The sequence below is a fragment of the Variovorax sp. 01T439_2 genome (assembly GCF_056398445.1).
Genome location: NZ_JBFTPJ010000676.1, coordinates 1 through 3,279, shown reverse-complemented (window position 1 = coordinate 3,279; position 3,279 = coordinate 1). Strand labels below are relative to the sequence as shown.

3 protein-coding genes are annotated in these 3,279 nt (G+C 66.9%); 2 read left to right on the top strand and 1 reads right to left on the bottom strand.

Annotated features, from left to right (window positions below):
* Positions 1 to 95: 95 nt before the first annotated feature.
* A complete protein-coding gene (locus AC1DOC_RS25690; protein ID WP_478130758.1) occupies positions 96 to 1,658 on the top strand; it encodes a DHA2 family efflux MFS transporter permease subunit in 1,563 nt (520 codons plus the stop codon).
* Between the two features lie 16 nt (positions 1,659 to 1,674).
* On the opposite strand, the gene AC1DOC_RS25685 is transcribed toward AC1DOC_RS25690, so the two are convergent.
* Entirely contained in the window at positions 1,675 to 2,910 is a 1,236-nt protein-coding gene (locus AC1DOC_RS25685) for an AGE family epimerase/isomerase (protein ID WP_478084535.1), read from the bottom strand.
* A 182-nt stretch (positions 2,911 to 3,092) separates the two neighbouring features.
* Here AC1DOC_RS25685 and AC1DOC_RS25680 point away from each other — a divergent pair.
* A partial coding sequence (locus tag AC1DOC_RS25680; RefSeq protein ID WP_478130757.1) for an ATP-binding cassette domain-containing protein occupies positions 3,093 to 3,279 on the top strand: 187 nt, incomplete at its 3' end.

The following is a 3,279-nucleotide window of genomic DNA, read 5'->3' as shown; positions in this document are numbered from 1 at the left end:
CCGCCGTGCCCGCGGCCGCCGCCGGCACCGCGGCACAGGCTGCTTCGCAATCCCATCCCGGCTGATCGCCGTTCACGGTTTCCGAGGCAAAGCCAATGGCCACTGCTGCTCCCGCCTACGTTGCGCATCCGCCGCTCGAGGGCGCCGCCCGCGTCTGGGGCACGATCGCGCTGTCGGCCGCGACCTTCATGAACGTGCTCGATTCGTCGATCGCGAACGTGTCGCTGCCGGCCATCTCGGGCGACCTGGACGTGAGCACCACGCAAGGCACCTGGGTCATCACCAGCTTCGCGGTGGCCAACGCCATCGCGGTGCCGCTCACGGGCTTCATGACGCAGCGCTTCGGACAGGTGCGCCTGTTCATGGCCAGCGTGATCCTGTTCATGGTCAGCTCGCTCCTGTGCGGCCTGGCGCCGAACATGACCACGCTGATCCTGTTCCGCGCGCTGCAGGGCTTTGTCGCGGGGCCGATGATCCCGCTGTCGCAGACGCTCCTGCTGTCGAGCTATCCGCGCGCCAAGGCGGGCCTCGCAATGGCGATGTGGTCGATGACCACGCTGGTCGCGCCCGTGATGGGGCCGCTGCTGGGCGGCTGGATCACCGACAACATCTCATGGCCGTGGATCTTCTACATCAACATTCCCGTGGGCATCGTCGCGGCCGGCATCACCTGGGCGCTCTACCGCAAGCGCGAGAGCAACACGCACAAGGTGCCGATCGACGCCATCGGCCTCGCGCTCCTGGTGCTGTGGGTCGGCTCGATGCAGCTCATGCTCGACAAGGGCAAGGAGCTCGACTGGTTCCACTCGCCCGAGATCGTCACGATGGCCGTGATCGCGGTGGTCGGCTTCGCCTTCTTCCTGATCTGGGAGCTGACCGACAAGCACCCGGTGGTCGACCTGTCGCTGTTCAAGCGCCGCAACTTCTGGTCGGGCGCCGTGGCCACCGCCGTGGCCTATGGCCTGTTCTTCGGCAACGTGGTGCTCTTGCCGCTGTGGCTGCAGCAATGGATGGGCTACACCGCCACGCAGGCCGGCATGATCATGGCGCCGGTGGGGCTGCTGGCGATCTTCTTCTCGCCGGTGGTCGGGCTCACGGTGGCCAAGATCGATCCGCGCCGCTACGCCACCTTCTCGTTCCTGGTGTTTGCGCTGGTGCTGTGGATGCGCTCGAACTTCAACACGCAGGCCGACTTCGTGACGATCATCATCCCGACGATCATCCAGGGCATCGCGATGGCGTTCTTCTTCATTCCGCTGGTGACCATCACGCTCTCGGGCCTCACGCCCGACCGCATACCGGCTGCATCGGGGCTGTCGAACTTCCTGCGCATCACCGCGGGCGCCATGGGCACGTCGATCACCACCACGCTGTGGGAGAACCGCGCGGCGCTGCACCACTCGCAGCTCGCGGAGTCGGTGAACCCGGGCAACAACGCAGCGGCCAGCGCGATGTCGGGGCTGGCGAGCAGCGGCCTGAGCACCGAGCAGGTGATGGGCCAGATCAACCGCATCGTCGACCAGCAGGCCTTCATGCTGGCCACCAACGACATCTTCTATGCGTCGGCGATCCTGTTCCTGCTGCTGATTCCGCTGGTGTGGCTGGCCAAGCCGCAGCGCGGCGGTGCCGGGGGCGACGCGGCAGCCGGCGCGCATTGAGGGCGGGCGCTGCTCTTCAGGCGCCGAGTGCGCGCAGCACGTCGTAGCACGCGCCCATGGTGTGGTAGTCGGTCTTGCCGGCCGGGCTTTTTTCGTCGCTGATCTTGCGGTTGTCGGGCGTGAGGATGCGGTACCACGCGCCATGGCGGTGGTCGACGAAATGCGCCCAGCTGCAGGCCCAGATGCGGTCGTACCAGCTCCAGTAGCCGGCATCGCCGGTGCGCACGGCCAGCAGGGCGGCGGCGGCAAAACTCTCGGCCTGCACCCAGAAGTACTTGTCGCCGTCGCACACCGCGCCGTCGGGGCCGAATCCATAAACGAGGCCGTCATGTTCCGCATCCCAGCCACGCAGCATCGCGGTGTCGAAGAAGTGCCTGGCGCGCGGCACGGCCCACTCCGCTTCGCGGCCCGCGGCAACCAGCGCGCGCTCCAGTTGCAGCAGCAGCTTGGCCCACTCGGTCAGGTGCCCGGTCTGGAAGCCCCAGGGCCGGAAGATATTGCTCTTGTCGCCGCGGTTGTAGTCCCAGTCGACCGACCAGTCTTCGCGGTAGTGCTCCCAGACCAGTCCGCCGGCCAGCGTCGCCTGCCGGCCCGTGACCGACTCCGCCAGCGCGAGTGCGCGATCGAGGTAGCGCGCGTCCTGCGTGGCCTCGAAGGCCGCAAGCATCGCTTCGCAGGCGTGCATGTTGGCGTTCTGGCCGCGGTACGCGCCCACGTGCCAGTCGGGGCTGGCTTCGTCGGCATAGAGCGCGTGCCGAGGCTCCCAGAAATGCCGCTCCATCAGCTGCCAGGTGGCCTCGAGCCCTGAGCGCGCTTCTTCGATGCCGGCCATGAGCGCATGCGCATGCGCGAGCAGCACGAAGGCCAGGCCGTAGCAATGCTGCGTGCCGTCCTGCACGGTGGCGCGGCCGTCGTGCCAGTCGATCTGCCACGCGTAGCCGCCGCCCGGCTGCGCATGCGCGCGCTGCACGAAAGCCAGGCCGTGGCGCGCGCCGTCGAGGTGCTTCGGATCGCCGAAGCGCCGGTACGCCATCGCATGGTTGAAGACGAAGCGCGCGCTGCTGACGAGGTGGCGCGTGCGCCGGTCGTACACCGTGCCGTCGTCCTTGAAGAAGTGGAAGAAGCCGCCGGATGGGTCGCGGCAGACCGGCTCATAGAAGGCCAGCGTGTGCACGATGTGGCCGGTCAGGAATTCGGGCGAGCGGAAGTTCGGCATGGGACTGAAGGGTTCGAACCGATGGGTCATTGTCATTGTGACGACAGTCGCGCGCCGCAGTGAGCGGCCGCGGGCGGAAGGTTGCACTGCAGCATAGGCATTTGCCCCAGTATGCAAGCGGGAGGCGGCCACGAACAATCGGTCCGCGCTCGACAGTGGCGCGATGAGATGGACCGCATGACCCACATATCTTTCCTGAACCCGGGCGACTTCGCGAGATGAGCGACGTCATCCTCGAAACACGCCAGCTCACCAAGGAATTCAAGGGGTTCACTGCGGTCAGCAAGGTCGATCTCTCGGTGGTGCGCGGCTCGATCCATGCGTTGATCGGCCCGAACGGCGCCGGCAAGACCACCTGCTTCAACCTGCTCACCAAGTTTCTCGAACCCACCAGCGGCACGATCC